16 protein-coding genes and 1 pseudogene are annotated in these 16,056 nt (G+C 63.6%); 9 read left to right on the top strand and 8 right to left on the bottom strand.

The window, feature by feature from the left end; all coding sequences use genetic code 11:
* The first annotated feature begins 333 nt into the window (after positions 1–333).
* On the top strand, positions 334–996 hold the full coding sequence (locus J7I79_RS20375; RefSeq protein ID WP_214956397.1) for a DUF6766 family protein: 663 nt from the start codon (positions 334–336) through the stop codon (positions 994–996).
* 231 nt (positions 997–1,227) lie between these two features.
* On the opposite strand, the gene J7I79_RS20370 is transcribed toward J7I79_RS20375, so the two are convergent.
* Positions 1,228–1,485 (bottom strand): hypothetical protein, encoded by a 258-nt coding sequence (locus tag J7I79_RS20370; RefSeq protein ID WP_214956395.1) that lies wholly within the window; start codon positions 1,483–1,485, stop codon positions 1,228–1,230.
* Between the two features lie 424 nt (positions 1,486–1,909).
* Positions 1,910–2,665, bottom strand: a complete 756-nt coding sequence (locus J7I79_RS20365) for a ZIP family metal transporter (protein WP_214956401.1) — start codon at positions 2,663–2,665, stop codon at positions 1,910–1,912.
* A gap of 461 nt (positions 2,666–3,126) precedes the next feature.
* Between J7I79_RS20365 and J7I79_RS20360 the strand changes: the two are divergent.
* Positions 3,127–3,492: pseudogene (locus tag J7I79_RS20360) on the top strand (VOC family protein); the annotation flags it as partial.
* Positions 3,493–3,881: 389 nt separating this feature from the next.
* A complete protein-coding gene (locus J7I79_RS20355; protein ID WP_214956391.1) occupies positions 3,882–4,208 on the top strand; it encodes a hypothetical protein in 327 nt (108 codons plus the stop codon).
* Positions 4,209–4,322: 114 nt separating this feature from the next.
* Here the strand turns inward: J7I79_RS20355 and J7I79_RS20350 are convergent, their stop codons facing one another.
* Together J7I79_RS20350 and J7I79_RS20345 are read right to left on the bottom strand one after the other, a co-directional pair.
* Entirely contained in the window at positions 4,323–4,664 is a 342-nt protein-coding gene (locus J7I79_RS20350) for a DUF5655 domain-containing protein (RefSeq protein ID WP_285291489.1), read from the bottom strand.
* A 291-nt stretch (positions 4,665–4,955) separates the two neighbouring features.
* The gene (locus tag J7I79_RS20345) at positions 4,956–5,246 is read right to left on the bottom strand and encodes a hypothetical protein (RefSeq protein ID WP_214956388.1); all 291 of its coding nucleotides are present in this window, start codon (positions 5,244–5,246) and stop codon (positions 4,956–4,958) included.
* Between the two features lie 485 nt (positions 5,247–5,731).
* On the opposite strand from J7I79_RS20345, the gene J7I79_RS20340 reads away from it, so the two are divergent.
* From J7I79_RS20340 to J7I79_RS20330, 3 genes are all read left to right on the top strand, one after another.
* A complete protein-coding gene (locus tag J7I79_RS20340; RefSeq protein ID WP_214956386.1) occupies positions 5,732–6,997 on the top strand; it encodes a sensor histidine kinase in 1,266 nt (421 codons plus the stop codon).
* Positions 6,994–7,650: a response regulator transcription factor gene (locus tag J7I79_RS20335; protein WP_214956384.1), complete on the top strand. Its 657-nt coding sequence runs from the start codon at positions 6,994–6,996 to the stop codon at positions 7,648–7,650. Before J7I79_RS20340 ends, J7I79_RS20335 begins: the two co-directional genes overlap by 4 nt.
* Before the next feature lie 91 nt (positions 7,651–7,741).
* A complete protein-coding gene (locus tag J7I79_RS20330) occupies positions 7,742–8,620 on the top strand; it encodes a hypothetical protein (protein ID WP_214956382.1) in 879 nt (292 codons plus the stop codon).
* Positions 8,621–8,698: 78 nt separating this feature from the next.
* Here the strand turns inward: J7I79_RS20330 and J7I79_RS20325 are convergent, their stop codons facing one another.
* Complete coding sequence (locus tag J7I79_RS20325; RefSeq protein WP_214956380.1) at positions 8,699–11,098, bottom strand: hypothetical protein; 2,400 nt, start codon at positions 11,096–11,098, stop codon at positions 8,699–8,701.
* A gap of 35 nt (positions 11,099–11,133) precedes the next feature.
* The gene (locus J7I79_RS20320) at positions 11,134–11,838 is read right to left on the bottom strand and encodes a peptidoglycan-binding protein (RefSeq protein WP_214956378.1); all 705 of its coding nucleotides are present in this window, start codon (positions 11,836–11,838) and stop codon (positions 11,134–11,136) included.
* 66 nt (positions 11,839–11,904) lie between these two features.
* On the opposite strand from J7I79_RS20320, the gene J7I79_RS20315 reads away from it, so the two are divergent.
* The 3 genes from J7I79_RS20315 (at position 11,905) to J7I79_RS20310 (ending at position 14,487) form a co-directional block, all read left to right on the top strand.
* Positions 11,905–12,081 carry a hypothetical protein gene (locus tag J7I79_RS20315; RefSeq protein ID WP_214956377.1) on the top strand — a complete coding sequence of 59 codons (177 nt, stop codon included), beginning with the start codon at positions 11,905–11,907 and terminating at the stop codon, positions 12,079–12,081.
* Between the two features lie 44 nt (positions 12,082–12,125).
* Positions 12,126–12,254, top strand: a complete 129-nt coding sequence (locus J7I79_RS24675; RefSeq protein WP_285291488.1) for a hypothetical protein — start codon at positions 12,126–12,128, stop codon at positions 12,252–12,254.
* A 145-nt stretch (positions 12,255–12,399) separates the two neighbouring features.
* A complete protein-coding gene (locus J7I79_RS20310) occupies positions 12,400–14,487 on the top strand; it encodes a GGDEF domain-containing phosphodiesterase (RefSeq protein ID WP_251043079.1) in 2,088 nt (695 codons plus the stop codon).
* A 311-nt stretch (positions 14,488–14,798) separates the two neighbouring features.
* Here J7I79_RS20310 and J7I79_RS20305 read toward each other — a convergent pair whose 3' ends face one another.
* Positions 14,799–14,945, bottom strand: a complete 147-nt coding sequence (locus J7I79_RS20305) for a lmo0937 family membrane protein (RefSeq protein WP_214956375.1) — start codon at positions 14,943–14,945, stop codon at positions 14,799–14,801.
* Between the two features lie 496 nt (positions 14,946–15,441).
* Positions 15,442–15,687 carry an antitoxin Xre/MbcA/ParS toxin-binding domain-containing protein gene (locus J7I79_RS20300; RefSeq protein ID WP_214956373.1) on the bottom strand — a complete coding sequence of 82 codons (246 nt, stop codon included), beginning with the start codon at positions 15,685–15,687 and terminating at the stop codon, positions 15,442–15,444.
* Between the last annotated feature and the right edge of the window lie 369 nt (positions 15,688–16,056).

Here is a 16,056-nt window from a genome sequence, read left to right as displayed (position 1 = left end):
TCCAGGCGTGCTCGACGAGCCGTGCGGCGGTCGACAACAGGCGGCCGGTGGGCCAGAGTCTGATATCAGGCATAGGCGCAGTATAGAACCCGCGGGCCTGCATGGTGGTCAACGGGCCGGCAAACTGGCACACATGAAGGCTCGGCGGCCGGGGCCCTCCAGCGCCTTGATGCGGCAAAGCTCCATTATCCTAAGCGTGCTTGCTAACTCCGGGTAATGTTCGGACTGCAGCGCATCCCAGCTCCCGGCGAAACACGTCGATCGGATGAGTCCTGGTGGGTGTGCGGCCAGGGCCGGTTCTGCCGGATTCTGCCGTCTCGAAGGAGGTCTCAAATGCGTGAATGGATTCGGAACCATGGGCTGTTGCTGGCCAATATCCTGCTGTTTGTGGTGTTCTTCGGCGGGATGGTGGTCACCGGAGCGGCCTCCTTTAGCGAGGATCAGCTCGCGCACGGCCAAGCTGCCGTGACCATTGGCCAATATTTGACCACAGGGGCATTCGTGGAGGCCACGTTTGAGAACTGGGAGTCCGAATTCCTGCAGATGGGCATGTACGTGGTGTTGACCGCGTATCTGTTCCAGAAGGGGTCCTCCGAATCCAAACCCGTCGGCAAAGCCGCTCTCCAAGACCAGGACCCCCGAACGGCACGCAAGGGACCTGACACCCCGTGGCCGGTGCGCCGCGGCGGCTGGGTCCTGAAGATTTATGAGCACTCACTCTCGGGTCTGTTCTTTGTCCTCTTCGCGGCCTCGATCGTCCTGCACGCCTTCGGCGGTGCTGCCGCCTACAGCGAAGAGCAACTCGCACACGGCCAGCCCCCGATGGGTGCGTTGGAATATGTGGGTACGTCCCAGTTCTGGTTTGAGTCCTTCCAGAACTGGCAAAGCGAATTCCTGGCAGTTGCTGTCATCGTCGGAGCCTCCGTGTACCTGCGGGAGGTCCGCTCCGCGGAGTCCAAACCGGTCGCCGAGCCGCACTACGAAACCGGCGCCTGAGACCTCGGCCATCGCCCGACCTGCCGGTCGGCACGGCCGCCAGGTAAAGCCCCACGACGATCCATCGATAGCCGGTTTGAGAGCTGCCAGAAGCAGCAGCGGACCGTTTGTCGCTTGGATTCCAGGATCCGCGCCAGGTGCCGACCGCGGTCCCGCACACCCTTCGGCTCGCATCGGAAGGCAGATTGAATAAGGATCGTCGCCCTGTCGCCCTGTCGCCCTGTCAGCGCATCAGACGAGGTCCGGTGTGCTGGCCAGTATGTAGTCCGTTGCGGCCGGGCCGCTCATGGCCAGATTGTTGTTGCCCGGCTCTATCTGCTCTGTCCTGAGGGCAACCCACAGCTCCTGGGGAGGCTCGGGCTGGAGCCTGTTGAGCAGGCACCAGCTGGTGTACAGCCCGTACAGCTCATCGGCGGTCAACCCGGACTCGGATACCCGATCGGTGGTCATAGCCTCGAGGAGGAACCGTCCAAAATGTGTCGAAGTCATGTCCGTTCCTTAACGTCGTTCGCCTCGGGCGCCGAGCGGCTTCAGCGCGGTTTGAAACCGTTCCATGCAGGTGTTCACAGCAAAGCTAAGGCAGGTAGACAGATCTGTCCACTCGGCTCCCGGATGCTCCAGGACTCCAAGTTCCGGAATCGCCGAATCCGCACTGGCCGTTGGAGGGCTGGCCCGTAACCAACGGGCGACGACGAGTCTGAATCCGTCGAAAACGCGATCCTTCTGAGACGGTGTCGTGCGCGCCCGCCTGGAATAGCGGTCCGGGGACTGTCACCGTTCAAGGAGTGGCGGCGGGGTGGGCGGTGCCCCACGACTCTTGCACCTTCGACTTTCGGGGCCGGGCAGCAGGCCCCGGTGTACACACTGCAGAGCCGCAAAGGTGGGTGCCGGCGGTTGGCCGCCTTCGCGATACTTAGCCTCCGACGTGGTGGATGGTGAACGCGGTCAGAAAGCCGACGGAGGCCGTGAATCCGGTGAGGTTGTGGTGTTCTTCGAAGGCCTCGGGGATCATGGTGTCGGCGAGCATGGCGAGGATGCCGCCGGCTGCGATGGCGGTGATGAAGGCGATGAGCTCGGCCGGTGCGTTTTCCAGGGCTGAATACCCTAGGAGGGAGGCCAGACCGCAAAAGAGGGCGATTCCGGTCCACGTGCCGAAAACAAACCGGGGGCTTCGTCCGGCTTTCTTCATTCCTGCAGTGCTCGAGAGTCCTTCCGGGATGTTGGAGATGAACACGGCTGCCAGCATTGCAGGGCTGACTGTGCCCGAGGCAACCAGCCCCAGTCCGAGGACTACCGATTCGGGTATCCCGTCGATCAGGGCCCCGATTGCTATGGCCGTTCCGCTGCCCGGTGTGTCCTGCTCGGACGGCTGCCGTTCATCGGACCTTTTGCGGTGCTTTGCGCCCGCGCGCGCCAGGAGAATGTTGGACCCCACGAAGATTAGAGCACCGGCGAGAAATCCGCCCACGGTCGGCAGGAGCCCGCCGCTCTGGACTGCTTCGTCGACAAGCTCGAAGGCCAGCGCGGAAATAAGGACTCCTGCCCCGAATGCCATCACGGTGGAGACTAGGCGAGGGGGCACCTTCCAGAGCCAGGCAATTCCGGATCCAAGCACGAGCGCGCCACCGGCGACGCTTCCCCACAACAGCGCCTGCATCCACATCGGCACGATCTTCCGCCCCTTCACCCGGCGCTGTTGTAGGAACACCGTCGAAGAGTTCCTGCGTCACAGTTGGACAATATCAGCGGAATGCCGAGCCGGGTCAGCAAGCTGCGGGCCCGGACCGTGCCGCCACGTCTGCGCACATTCACCGTTTTCGGTACCGCGACCCCTGGACCGACCCACTGGTTGGCTGGCTCGGATTCCTGAATTCGCCACCGTGGGAAACAAGTCAGGTGAAGGGCGGCGGCCCGCGAAGGCACGCATGATCATCCGCGCGGGCCGCCTGCCACGGCCGCGCTCACTCCGCTGTGCCCACGCGGCCTGTGGGTACCAACAAAACTACCCGGCGGCGCCGCGGTCCACGAGGGGCCTTCGACCTATAGGGCTCGTAGTATCAAGCATTTTAGACATCAACTTATGCAGGCAGGGGACCATGGTCCCGACACAGGGCCGGTACTGTGAGGCGCATGGGGATGCGCCTTGAAGTTGTGCAAGTACCCGTAGCCGACGTCGGTAAGTCGAAGTCGTTCTATACCGAGAAGCTGGGCTTTGTCCTCGACCACGACGTTGAGCACATCCCCGGTATGAGGGTCGTGCAACTTACCCCACCAGGTTCAGCCGTTTCAATCGTGATCGGAACGGGAATGACCAGCATGGCGCCCGGGAGCCTCGAGGGGCCGCAGCTCGTCGTACTCGACCTGGGCGTTGCCCGCACTGAGCTTCTGCGCCGCGGCGCCGGTATCAGTGAGATCCAAGACATGGGCGGTGTGCAGTTCGCTTTCTTCGGTGACCCTGACGGCAACCGCTGGGTCATCCAGGGCGCGGTTGGACCGGGTCCTGCGCTCGTCACGCCGGCTCAGCGCGGGGCGCAACAGATGAGTGCCGCGGGCCCGTCTCGGCGAAAGGCATGGACGCGCGCCGCCCGTCCGCGGTCCGCGTCAGCGTTTGGAGCGAAGTGATGTGCGGCTGCCTGCGGCTGTGCCCGGCCACCCGGCCACCCAACCTCCCTGGACTGGGAATCATCAGATTGCTTCGAGGCCATCCCAGAGCGCGCGGTGCGGCAGTCCACTTCATCGACACATCGGCCGTACATCAGCAAGGTACCGAGGCGGTCTGCGGGTCGGCCAGAGCTGGACGCCAAAATGTTGCGCAGGTCACATTCGAGGTCTATTCTTGGCGAGGGCCGCAGCGTCGCGGTCCCTGTCCACTGAGAAGAAGCGCCGTGTCAGACAAGCTGAATGTGTTGGTCCGCGTGGACCTGGACTGTGCGCGCGCCCAGGTGGCCGCCAAGGGTCACGTGACAGTGGAAAGTATCCGAGGCCTGTATGCGGTGATGAAACGCGCCAACTCCCTCGTGACTGGCTTGGATATAGAGATCGATATGACCGGCGCCCAGATCGAGGCGGCAGCTCTGGAGCAACTTCGCTCCTGCGAACGGTCCCACCACTTGCCGATCGAAGTAGATCCGCTGCAGTCTGACTACAGGTTCAGCGTCGTTGCCCCGGTGGAAGCGGAGCCGCGCCCGGGGCTGCCGGTACTGGCGGCCTGACCTTCTCTCTCTCGGAAAACGAACCCGACCATGCGACACAGCTGTTTCGTCATGTTCCGGCCCGGCAGGCAGTCTAGGAACCGAGTCGACGGCCCGTGATTATCCGAATGCAGCTCAGGCCGTGTGGGCATATCCTTCGATGATCCAGGCGAGCAGTTCGGCGTCGATCTCTGCGGGGTCCTTCAGGATGATTTCGTTGTGCCACCGGCTGGCCGACACACGCTCGGCTCGGTGAATCCGTGCCGATTCGAGTTCCCTGGTCAGAACGATGTTGACCAGAATCCCGCCACGGCGGGGGTGGATACCAAGAAACGCTCGACCGTGGGCCACGTGGAGCGACGACGCGTTCTCCTGCAGCTCACACCCGTCCAGCGCAGAAAGCTTGTCCATAAGCGCACCGTAAACGCTGGACGAAATCGGGTCACCATCAATGCGTTCTCTTCCCGTGCGGGCCATCCAGCCAGCATACGACAGCCATTTGGTGGAGCCGGAAAATAGCCGACCCGCCGGGGCCACCAATAGTTGACATACTCAAGCAGTTCGCCTTCGTAGGAACCGGAATCAAGGGTCTTCTGCATGCAGTCCATTCGGGATGGGTAGTATCCGAATGCGGCTCCGAGGGGGACCGGCCGCCGGCAAGGAAACTACTGCTCCCACAAGTGAAAGGGCCACAGACCACTTTTGTGCCCGTGTCATCCGCTCCTGGTGAGCCGGGGCTGCATCCTCGGCTGCTGGTTTCCACCGCCGTTACTCTGATGTCCGTGGCCGGAACTGTTCGATCACGTCGCCGGTGGCGGTGTCGATGACGACTATCGTGTCCCGCGGCCAGGTGGGATCCGGAACAACGTCAAAGTCAATGTCGGATACCGACGTCGTCTGCCCGGCGTCTTTCTTCGCCCGGTTGGAGACATCGATGATTTCGCCGCTGTTCGTGTCAGCGGTCACCGTTTCCAACGGCAGCCCGGTCACATCATCCGAGTCAGGAGTAGCTTTCCACCAGTCCTCGTAACCGCCGACGCTCGCCGGGTGCGCACTCACTGCTGCCGACCGGCTCGGAATGACCGCGGCCAGCACAACGCCGCTGACCAACGCTGACAGGGCGCTATTTGAAGAGTGGGGATCTATCCAGACCGCGGGCGTTGGCCGCAGAAGGATTCGCCCATTTTTCTTGCGTCGTCCAGAGGGCGAATGAGCTTTCCTGAGCTTGTCCCAGGCGAGGACGTACGGCTCACCTGGCACGAGGCGTAGCAGGATGGATTCTCCGCCGTTGCCGTCCGACCGTGTGGAGCGTTTCTAGCCGAGCCCTGACCGGGCCGAAAACTGGTCGTTCCCGTCCATCCCTCTGGTCAAGAACGAGCCTCTTGCCCCAGGTGGTCAAGAACGAGCGGTTCATGGGAATGCGACCCTGACCGGGCGGCCATGGGCTCCCTTCGGTCATCCGGGCGGATGAACTTGTTCATCATCGGGTTGGAACTCATCCAGAATGGGCCTTTGTGTTGGGGGAGCCCGCTTAGGGTGAATGCATGTTCAAGACGATGACCAACCATCTGAGGTTCCTCGCGGCACCCACCACAGCCGTGCTGCTTCTGGGGACCCTTCTGATCCTCGAAGAGCGGCATTTCGACCGGAACAGTGCGTTGCTGTTGACGCTCTTGACCGGTATTGCCGTGGCGGAGATGCTGCCGGCGGCTGCCCTTGGGCTGGTTTTCGTCGCCTTGGTGCTTCAGAGTTTCAAGGTCTTCCCGTTGATACTTTTGTCGGGCGTGCTGAGTTACGCGGCCGTTCCGGTGGTTATCTTCTTCGCGGTGATCGGCTGGAGAACCCGGAACACGTGGTTAATCCCGGTTGCGGCGGTCGTCTTTGCCGGCATTACGACCGTCAATTGGTTCACTGACCAGACCTGGATCAATTTCATCTTCGGCAACCAGTTGTATGGCAGGGGCGTTCTGCGAACCCTCACGTACGCCTTTCTGATCTTCGGGGCGTTCGCCGCGCTGAACCTCGCAGCTTGGGCCGTAGGTATGGCAGTAAATAACGTCTCGAGGAGCAGGAGGGCACAGCTCGCGGCGGAAACCCGATTGCGGGAAACGACGACCGAACTTGCTCTCGAACAGGAGCGCAACAGAATCGCCAGGGAGCTGCATGATGTTCTGGCACATTCACTGACAGTTATCGTGTCGCAGGCGGACGGAATACGTTTCATCCACCGTACTGAGCCGGAATCCGTCGAGGATGCGTCCAGGGTTATCGCCGAATCCGCGAGGACGGCCCTGGTCGAAACGCGGAGGCTGATCGAAGGTTTTTCCACCGAAATCACCGCCGAGCCGGTGCAAAAGGTCGATGATCTGGTGACTCTTGCTGAACGTCTGAGCTCCAGCGGCATGCGGGTCCTGATCGAAACGACCGGGGAACCCTGGGAGATGACCTCCCTGCAGCACTTGACGATCTACCGACTGGCGCAGGAGAGCCTGACGAATGCCTTCAAGCACGCAGACCGCACCAAGGGAGCGCACCTGCAGCTGATTTGGACCGTAATGTCCCTTGAGCTACGGGTTAGTTCGTCTCTCCTTCGCGGCGGCCTCGAGGCGCCGCCGGACACAACCATGCCGGGACGCGGGATAGCAGGCATGACTGCCCGTGCCGCTGCCGCCGGCGGCTGGGTCGAAACAATCCGAGGTGAGGAAACGTTCGAGGTGATGGCGTTCCTTCCCTCGGCAGGTCCTGGCCAGCGCCCCGAAGCTGGCCCGAACGAGCCCGGCCTCCGCGTTTTGGAAGGAGCAACGCCATGACCGCTGATCCGATTCGGATTGCCTTGGCCGATGACCAGCCGCTGTTCAGTGCCGGACTCAAAATGATCCTGCGGAGCCAGCCGGATATGGATCTCGTGGGCGAAGCGGTCAACGGAGAAACTGCCGTCAAACTCGTTCAGGAGACACGTCCGGATGTGCTCCTGATGGATATTCGCATGCCTGTCATGGATGGGCTTACCGCCACGAGGACAATCCTCGAGACGTCCGCCGGGACCGGCGTTAAGATCATTGTTCTGACCACCATCCAGCACGACGAAGCTGTGGTCCGTGCAATCCAGTCCGGCGCCGCGGGCTTCCTGACGAAGGACACGACACCTGAGTTCCTGCTGGCTGCCATCCGAACGGTTCATTCGGGCCACTCGGTTATCGCCCCGGCCATCACGAATGAACTGCTGCGCGACTACACCACGCCTTCCTCCGGGAATGACGCCGCACTGGCGGACCTGTCCGGGAGGGAACGCGACGTATTTCTTCTGGCCGCAAAAGGCCTGGGAAATGCCGAGATCGCCTCGTCACTGGTGCTCAGCGAGGCCACCGTGAAGTCCCACGTGGGCAGCATCCTGGCAAAACTCAAACTCAAGAACCGGATCCAGCTCGTCGCCTTCGCCTACGAAAACAACGTTCTGAACTAGTCACCCAAAACAACCCGTCCGCGGTACCTCAGGCCTTCACGCATGGCGAAGGCCAGCCACGGCATTGTCCAAAACAACCCAAGGAGCAATCATGAAAAAGAAGATCTTCGGCGCTGCCGTCCTGATCCTCGGCACCGGCGCCGCGCTGGCCGCGGCCGCCATCCCCGCTGCGCCGATCACAGCGTCCCCGGAACCAGTCTCGGGAATCATCCACCAGGCAGAGGCCTACGCAAAGGCCGATCCGATCGCCGAACAGGGCTTACGGGAAGCCACCCGGCTGTGCATGGCCAAGGCCGGCTTCGACTACACACCGCCCAACTCCGATATGACGCTGGACCTGAACGCGGCGATCGGATTCAAACGCCTCACCCTCGACGCCGCCAAAGCCACCGGCTACGCAAGCACCGGTCCGCAAGGACCCCGGGAGCCAGCCACCGACTCCGCAGAGGGCAGACTGTTTGCCGACCCAGCCTTCACCAACGCACTAAGCGGAGCCCCGGACGCGGTCCCAACGACACCCGCGACAGGGATGGGAACATCCTCCGGGGGCTGCCGCGGCGAAGCCATGACGAAGATCTACGGCAGCGCAGATAACTACGTGCTCGCCACCGGCATCGCATACAACTCGTTCTTCCCGGCCAGCCTGTCCGCCGCAGGCGACTCAGGGACGGCCAAAGCCATCAAGGACTGGGCAACATGCATGCAGGAGACCCCTTACTCCTCCTTCGCGAACCCCCAGCAGGCCGCCGATGCGGGCACGGCTGCGGGAGGCCAGGAAGAGTTCAGAATCGCAGTAACCGATGCAGTCTGCCGGGACAAGACCGGGTTCCATGCCGCGCTGGATACAGTCCTCGACAAGTACCTGACCACGCGAATGCAGGAACTCGCCCCGCAGATCGAAAAGGTCAAAGAGATCCGCGAAACGGCCGCCGCTAACGCAACAGCACTGGGTGGCCTTGTTGCGAGGTAGCGTTTTATCAGGCGCGCTCCAGAGGCGCCCTGTCCCTTTGGGCGGCCTGACTTAGCCCCCGGTTGCCGTTGGCACCGGCTAAGGCGTGGCCGGTGCTGACGGGGTCGGCCCGACGGTCGGTTCGGTGCTGGCTGGAGCTTCCTGGGGAGGGCTGCTTTCCGTTGCCGCGCCGCCGGTGACAGGCGCCACGGGAGCGGGCGCCGTCGTGGTTCCGGACGGCACAGCAGCCGGCACGGTGGCTCCCGGGGAGGGCGCAAAGCTCGAGCCGGGCGTGGTTCCGGGGGATGGAGTGGCAGTCGTGGACGGCGTGGCGGCGGTGCCGGTGTCCCTGGTGGCGCTGGGATCGCCCTGCACGATTTGCATGATCTGCTCCCTGAACGTGTTCAGGCGTCCCTGGATTTCGGACAATGGAACGTTCTGCAGATCCCGTCCGTACTCTGCGATCTCGGCCCACAGCGCGTTGAGCCTGGCCATGTTGTCCTCGCTCAGGGGCCCGTCGAGTGTGAGGACCAGCTGGTTGGCCAGTGCGTGGGTGAGGCAGCGGAAGCAGTTGTAGTTCGCGGCGGCGGACAGATTCTCGGGAACGATCACATCGGCCTGACCCACAATCAGCACCACCTGGAAGCCCACTGCCACGGCGGCGCAGTCCGTGCAGCTGGCGAAGGCGTACGCCTCGTTGGTGGTGTCCACGGGTTCGCCGTCCTCGGCCCACACCAGCGCGAAAGCGACGTCGTACACCACGGAGCCGTCTATGGTGTTCACTGCGAGGGCCTGGTTGCCGTCCTCTTCCGGGGCGGCCGGCTTGTCGAACGGGAACACCCACGACGGCGCCGCGGCAGCACCGCCGTCGGCGTCCGGTGCGCTGGCGGCGGCTGTGCCGGTCCGCGGCACCAGCACCATGCTCAGCTGCGGATTGTCACGGGTCGGCTTCGCGGCACCCGCCGGCCACAACGCCGCAGTCTTCCCGGCCTGGCCCTCGAGCAGCTCCGAGTACGACGCCGTCGGAAACACAGCGGTGGTGACGTCGGCCAGCGTGCCGCGTTCGTACGGCTGCACTGGCCGGTAAGTGTCTGCTCCGGGCCACCAGGCCCAGGCCAGCCCCGCAGTAGCTGCTGCGATAGCTGCCATCGCAGCAGCGCGCTGGGCCGCCTTGCCGCGGGTCCTCTGCCAGAGCCCGCTGCTCAGCTGCCGGACCAGCCGCAGCAGCATGTAGAAAATACCCAGGATGGGAAGGGCGACGGCGGCGATCGCCAGGGCACGCACCGCAGCGCCAGCGATGTCCCCGGCGGCCAGGCTTTCGGACAGCTGGGACTGCTGCTTCAGGGCGCTGGCCCACGCTGTGCCCAGGAGCCGCGGCAGCGAGAGCACCATCATGACAAGGCTGAAGACCAGCAGAGGCACGGTGACGAGCACCCAGGCGGTCACCACGGCCCGGGCCCATGGTTTGAGCACCTGCGCCTCGGGGTCCGTCCGGCGCCACGGCAGCAGCCCCAGCAGGGTCGGTTTGATTCGCTGGAAGAGGTCCGGGACACCGGTGGCGTCCGCCAGGATGTGATACCCGTCGAACCGGACCAGGGGCAGCAGCTGCCGGACCATCTGGAGGATCTGGGTGACCACCACCAGCAGCAGCGCGTCAAAACCGGTGGCCCACCAGAGGCCCATGATGGCAACGGCCACGATGGCGTTGAAATACAGCCCGCCCAGATCCGTGCGGATCCGGCCGCCCCGGCCCAGCCGGTAGGAATCGGTGACGTCGGTGAAGAACGCCGGCCAGATCAGGTACAGGCCCGCACCCATGGCTCCCGGCGTGGCGCCACCGCGGCGTGCGGCGGCGGCATGGCCGAACTCGTGGAAACCGGCGGACAGCACAGTCACGGCCAGGACCAGCAGCACCAGGGCCGGGTTGGCAAAGGCATCGTGGGTGGCGGACCCGAGTCCTTTGACCATCAGCACCCACCAGCACACGGCGACGAAGGCCGCGCAGACAGCCACCACGATCAGCGGATTGAAGAGCACAACGAAGGGAGCAGCCAGTTTCCGGGTGCGGTCCGGGTCAGTCACGGTGTACCGGAAGCGCATGCCCAGCAGCGGATCGGCCTTCCTGACCTCCGGCTGCGAACCGTCGGCCAGCCGGAGCAGTCCCAGCGGCAGCAATTGTGAGCGGATCAGAGTGCGGACATTGTCCGGGCTCACCAGCTTGCAGAAGCGGGCACTGGCGTGGGCCGCGATCTGTTCCGTGGAGCGGTGGCCGTCGATCGCTTCCAGCACCAGATACAGCAGGCGTGTCAGCTGGATCGCCTGCCCGTCTGCCCGGCGGACAAGCGAGGGAGGCTCCCGGTAGCCCGAGCCCTTCGTTTCGCCGATCAACTCGATGCCGTCGGCCCGGACGGGAACGTCGGGCATGCTGACTGCGGCTGCGGACGCGGGGGAAGCCGGCGGGCCGTCCAGCTGGGACGGCCCGCCGTGGACTGTGCTCATTAACGAATGCTCATCCTGGTGTGCGAGTCCGGAGACTATTGCTGGAGATCGGACTGCTGGTCGGCGGAGGCGGTGGCTTCGCCGTCGATGTGCTGGCTGATGATGGCGTCCTGCTGCGCGACGGCGAATGCGTCGCTGTCGATGGACCCGATGTTGGCGGCCACGGCGGCGTCGATCGGGGCCGCCACGTTGGCGTTGGCTGCAACGGCGCCGTTGATCGGGGCGGCAATGTCGGCGTCGGCAGCAAGGTCCACGTTGACGTTCAGGAGGTCCCCGTCCAGTGCCGCGGACGGGTCCACCGGCAAGGCGCCGACGTCGGGCGTTGTCCCTTCGGGCAGAACCGCTCCGTCGGGTGTGGTGCCGTCGGGTGTGGTGTCGGGGTCCGTGGTGCCGGCGTCACCTGCACCCGTATCCGCGCCCTGGTCAATGGTGCTGTCCTGCGTGGAGTCTGCCGTGGCGTCAGCCGTGATGCCCTGGTCGATTATGACGCCCTGGTCAGCAAGGGCCTGGGCCTCGGATCCGTACGAGAGGATGTTCGCGGATGCTGCCGCGTCAATTGGTGCGGCCACGTTGGCGTTGGCGGCGACGGCGAGGTCGATGGGTGCCGCGGCGTTGATGCCCAGGTCCAGGTCGGCGTTCAGGTCCAGGACGGAGGCCACTTCCTTGTCGGGGAGCGCCGTCCCGCCCTGTGCCATCAGTTCTTCGTCGGTAAGAGGGGTCAATCCCTGTTCAGTGCTCATGCGAAACTCCAGTTCCGGCACGGTCGCCGCTGCCCCCAGTGAGCAGTTTCTACACCGATGTGCCTAATGCCAGTCAATAGTAAGCATGATGATCAATTATGGGAATCCTCGGTTGGGCTTGTGCTGATCGTGCTTGCAGGCTTTGTCGTGGTCGGCAGCACTGCGGGCTTCGCGTTCGAAGCGAAAAAAATCGACACCATTGCGAAGCGGGTTTCCTTGCAGAATCGTCAGTCCACTGATTAACTTCGGACACAGTGTTGCTCGGACGCTGGCCTGTCGGGGGATCAATGGCTGAGGAACATCATGATGATCTCATCATGCAGTCGCTGCTGCTTGATGAGATCGGACAGTCCGTCATCGGCATGGACCGTGAGTGGCAGATCACGTACTGGAACCGCGCGTCCGAACGCCTCTAGGGGTTCAGCACGGCCGAAGCGCTGGGTGCGAAGATTGGCGATCTGGGCATCTTCGGTGGACCTGAGGCGCGAGGGCAGGGCGCGACAGGTCCGGAGATAGCGCACCGGCTGGCCTCCGGCAGGGACTGGGCCGGCGAGTTTCTGGATGCGTCACCGGACGGGCAAGGAATTCCCGGTCCACGCCACGGTAAGCCCGATCCGTGGACGGCACACGGCGCCTGTGGCCGTCGTGGCGATTTCCAAGGACATCACCGACCGGAAGCACAGCGAGGCCATCCTGCGCAGGCTCTCTGACATGGTCGAATCCTCAGGGGACGCCATCATTGGTGCGGACCTGAGCGGGAACATCACCAGCTGGAACGCCGGCGCCGCCCAAATGTTCGGCCGGAGTTCCCTGGAAGCCGTCGGACAAAGCTACCGTCTGCTGGCCACCCGTGATGCGGGGGACTTCGGTGACGAAGTCACAGCCCACGCAGGACGGGGCACGTTCGTGACCGGTGTGGAGACGCGGTGGCGGTGCAAGGACGGGTCGGTGATCGACGTCGAGCTGACGGTGTCCCCGGTGTACGGCCAGGACGGTACCCAGGTCGGAGCCTCCGCTATTGCACGGGACATCACCGAGGTCCAGCGGTTGAAGGCCGAGGCAGCAGCCGAACGCGAACGGCTCCTCGCCGCCCAGGAAATGGCCCACGTCGGAAGCATTGAACACACCGTGGCGACGGGGGAGACCTGGCACTCGGAGGAGTTCAGCCGCATTCTTGGCCTGGCGGCCGGTTCCCCGGCCACACGGGACTCACTGCTCGCGCTGACGCATCCGGAGGACCGGGATCTGGTCCGACGGGTGTGGGCGAGCCTGGAGAACGGACTCGAATCCGCGGACTTCGAGTACCGGATCCTCAGGCCCGACGGGGAACAACGGTGGCTGCATTCCCGGATTCGAAGCGTCAACGGCCAGGACGGGAAATCCCGCCGATTCCTGGACACGGTGCTGGACATCACCGAACGCAAAAACGCCGCAGAAATACTTGAGTATCAGGCCCGCCACGATGCATTGACAGGTCTGCCCAACAGATACCTGATGACCGAAGTACTAGAGGGACTCCTGGACCGGGGGGGGGCACGTCCGGTGGTGATGTTCGTCGACGTCGACCGGTTCAAACTCATCGTCGTCGTCTGCGAGAACCTGCTGATGCGTGGAGCACGGACCCTGGCCGAGCGGATCAGGACATCCACCAGGGACCCCTTCGAGGTCGAAGGGCGCCAGATCTACCTCAACGTCAGCGTCGGGATCGCGCTTGCGGGCCGGGGTGATACGGCTGAGTCAATGCTGCGCGGGGCGGACGCCGCAATGTACCGGGCGAAGGCTGCCGGCGGGGATTCCTCCGCGGTCTACGAGGAACGCATGACCGGGCGGGCCACCGGCCGCCTGGACCTGGAATCCGACCTGAGGCTCGCCCTTGACCGCAGGGAACTCTGCCTCAACTACCAGCCCATCATCGACGTCTCCACCGGCGCCACCGTCAGCTTCGAAGCGTTACTACGGTGGCAACACAGCGAACACGGCCTGATCATGCCCGACACTTTCATTCCCATCGCTGAGGAGACAGGCCTCATCGTCCCGATCAGCACCTGGGTGCTCAACGAGGCCCTGCGCCAGGTGCAGCGATGGCGGCGGCAACTCCCGGGAGCGGAGAACGTCTCGGCCGCAGTGAACATTTCCGGCCGCCAACTCGTGGCCTGCGACTTCCCTCGCATCGTGGAGGCAGCCATCACCGGTTCCGGCATCGACCCTGCCGCGGTCAACCTGGAAATCACCGAAACCATACTTATGGACCAGCCTGACCTGCCTAAGGAAACCCTGCAGCGCCTGGCCGCTCTCGGAGTGGGGCTCTCCATCGATGACTTCGGCACGGGCTACTTATCCTTGAGCTATCTCAAATGGCTCTCGGCCCGCACGCTGAAGATCGACCGTACCTTCGTCAAAGAGCTTGGACGTGACCCACACGGTGCGACCATCATCGAACTCGTCCAAGGCATGGCCGACAGCCTCAACCTCGACGTCATCGCAGAAGGGGTGGAAACCAGCGACCAACTCGCCGAACTCCGCCGCCTGGGCGTGCGCCTCGCCCAAGGCTACTTTTGGAGCAAACCACTGCCTCCGGAGAGCATCCCGTCCTTGTTTCACGCCAGCCCCGAGAACCGTGCGCGAGAAGTGGCCCAGGAGGTGCGATAGGGATAGCAGCCAATCGCGCCGGATGCCAGCCGATGGCCTCAGCCCCGAGGCTGTCCCCACCCACTCAGCCGTGGCTTGACCTAAGGCTGTCGTGCATCCGTTCCGAATTCTTCGGTCGGAATAATGGTGCCGCAGTCACCGCGGCGAAGACAACGACCGGTGGGCGCGCAACGACGCAGCTAGAAAGGTCACGCCGCCGCCGGTGACTCCTGGGCCGGCCTCTGACAGTCAGGCGACCTGTAAAGCCTTGGCTGAGAACCGGCAGCGTCCCACCGCGCCCGTCCCGCAGTGGCTGGGACACGGCTTGGTATTTATACGCGCGACCTGCCGCGAATGAAGTGGATGATCAAGACGACCACGGCGATTACCAAAAGTAGGTGAATCAAACCGCCGCCGATGTTGCCGAGCAAGCCGAGAAGCCAGAGAACTGCGATAACAATTGCTATCCAGAGCAACATGAGAGTCTCCTTTAATTCCCATCGCGAAAATCGTGTGGTAGGAATCACCCTATGCCAGAAGCGGGTAGCTGGAAATGGTCAAACGCCAAGGCGCATGGGACGAACCTGTCGGCAACCGGAAGCTTACGCAGCAGCTTTCACACCGTACGATCCGGTCATGACTTTGGGGGAAGATTTCAGGAACTGGAAAGTAGTTTGTGACGGTGGGAAGTCACCGGGACCCGCCAGGCGGTGTATTCTTCTTCTCTTCCCGATGGCCCGCAACCACGACGTCCGACCCGAGAAGCTCGTGGGTCGCCGCGCGACTTGTGGGACAACTTGCCGCAACCGATCCCACTGTCGGTAAGGTGTCATCTTCCAACTATGGGCGACGACGCCTTTGGTCTTTCCGTTGCTGAACACGTGCCGGAAGCCTGGGCTTACGGCTCAGTAAGCAACCCATACCTGTGGCAGTGACCGGAGGAACGTGGTGACTGTCTCGGCCCGCAGAATCCAGTCAGCCGAAGGCCCCCTGCGCATTGGCCTGGATGGCGCCGATCACCGGTGCCGATCCCTGCGTGCGGTAAACATCGATTGGTCTGGAGCCCAGCTGCACGTTGGGGCTGCACATCCAGTCCATGGCCTGGGCTGGCGTGCAGGCACGGTGGAGGTGCCCTACAAGGGCATCGAGATCCGCAAGCCGGAGCCGGCCCTCCGCATCCGGCGCATCCTGGCCCGATGCCCAGCGAGCCAGAACGTCCACAGTGACGCCAGCAGAGGTGCCGCAGCATCCGCGCCAAGCGAGTTTATGAGCAACAGGACCTCCTAAGCACCGGGTCCAACGGGCCGCGAAAATGAGTCGTCGACCGCATGCTCGACCCGAGCGCGGTATCCTAAATCGCGGACTCATCAGGGGGAATAATGGAAGCAAGGGGCAAGGAAGGCACACTCGAAGTCGACGATACGAGCGTGCTCATCGGAACCGGCGTCGCGGCCAAAACCGGATTGGGTGTATAGCGTGCGACCCATTCTAGTCTGTGCTGCCTGCGGATCAGCCGTGGTGTTGGTCCGGCACGGCCAAGAACGCCCAATGGGGCAGCAGGACGAAACCCCGTCGCACTGCAGCAACCGA

Origin of the sequence: Arthrobacter sp. ISL-69, assembly GCF_018613775.1 — a bacterium.
In the GTDB taxonomy this organism is placed as follows: Bacteria; Actinomycetota; Actinomycetes; order Actinomycetales; family Micrococcaceae; genus Arthrobacter.
This window is presented reverse-complemented; position numbering and strand designations above follow the sequence as displayed.